The 1,376-nt window shown below is 51.5% G+C and carries 1 protein-coding gene; it reads right to left on the bottom strand.

Features of this window, described 5'->3' with window-relative positions; genetic code table 11:
* Positions 1-391: 391 nt before the first annotated feature.
* Positions 392-1,348, bottom strand: a complete 957-nt coding sequence (locus tag CHB92_RS25405) for a calcium/sodium antiporter (RefSeq protein WP_089322038.1) — start codon at positions 1,346-1,348, stop codon at positions 392-394.
* Between the last annotated feature and the right edge of the window lie 28 nt (positions 1,349-1,376).

Here is a 1,376-nt window from a genome sequence, read left to right as displayed (position 1 = left end):
GGGGCTACCACTGGGTGCGGTCCACCTCCTGCTTATCTTTGCTGGTGCCGGTGCTCATAGCTGTGTTTTACAGAGGCCAGGCCCAGCACTGCGCAGCCGGGCCAATGTTTCTAAGGGGGGCGGCTTCCTTTGAAACGAAGGGTTCCCTGCAGTTTCCTATCTGATCCTGTGGCCAATGGCCTTTAGGAAAAGCGATCAGGCAGCCTCCCAGAGGGAGCAGCATGCGGAGAGGAAAAAGCAAAAGCCTTGGTACTCACTGGATAACTCCTGTTCGGAGCCCCTCGTACTGTTTGCCAAATAGGTTTCTTATGTGATAGTTTCCCATAGGCGGAGGGCCCGGTTTGCTGGGCCTTCCGCGTTTATGAACATAAGGCCTGCCCTCGCATTGATCCTACTCCTGGTAAATGAGCAAGGTCAGGTAGGCCAGATACAGGGTCAACAGCACTGCCCCTTCCCACCTTGATAATTTTCTCCCCTTGCCAGTGAAGATGAATAGGAACAGTAGCAGGCTTGCAGCGATGTTTATAACGATATCGGTGAAGGAGCCTGCGTTGACTTGTACAGGGGTAACGAGGGTTGACAGGCCGAGAATGAGGAAGGTGTTGAAGATGTTTGAACCTACTACGTTCCCGATGGCGATGTCTACATTCTTCTTCCTTACCGCAACCACGGATGTTGCGAGCTCAGGCAATGAAGTCCCTATAGACACCACAGTCAGTCCTATGATCCTCTCAGAAAGCCCGATTGTTTGGGCAATGCTCACCGCACTTGTCACGATCAACCTTCCGCCTATGATTAGCCCGGCCAGCCCCAGAGCGATGAACAGTCCGGACTGCAGATAGGTGTAGTCTTTTGTCTCCGTTTCCTCCTCCTCGCCTGAGCTGCTCTGAGATATCTTTAAATTATACACAAGGAAGATTAAGAAGAACAGCAGTAGTACTAGCCCCTCGGATCTGGAGATAAGGTTTAAAACGGAGCCATCAAGGTAAGCATCGTTCGCCAGGATGAGCACGGATACAGCCGCCAGCAGGCTAAGTGGGATTTCCAGCCAAGTTGTGTTTGTCTTGACCGTGAGCGGGTAAATAATAGCGGATATACCCAGAATAGCCAGAATGTTAAAGATATTGCTTCCTAGCACATTCCCCAGCACCATTTCGGTACTGCCACTTGAGGCAGCGAACAGGTTCACCACTAACTCAGGTGCGGACGTTCCGAAGGCGACAATCGTCAGGCCAATGACAATGTTGGGAATGCCTATTTTAGAGGCCAGGCTGGAGGCGGCATCAACAAGCTTGTCAGCCCCGAGGATTAAGGCGACAAAGCCCGCCAGAAGGATCAGAAAGTTCAAAGTACGTGCTTAAAGGTTAATTTGCAGG

This window comes from Pontibacter ummariensis (genome assembly GCF_900188175.1).
In the GTDB taxonomy this organism is placed as follows: domain Bacteria; phylum Bacteroidota; class Bacteroidia; order Cytophagales; family Hymenobacteraceae; genus Pontibacter; species Pontibacter ummariensis.
This window is presented reverse-complemented; position numbering and strand designations above follow the sequence as displayed.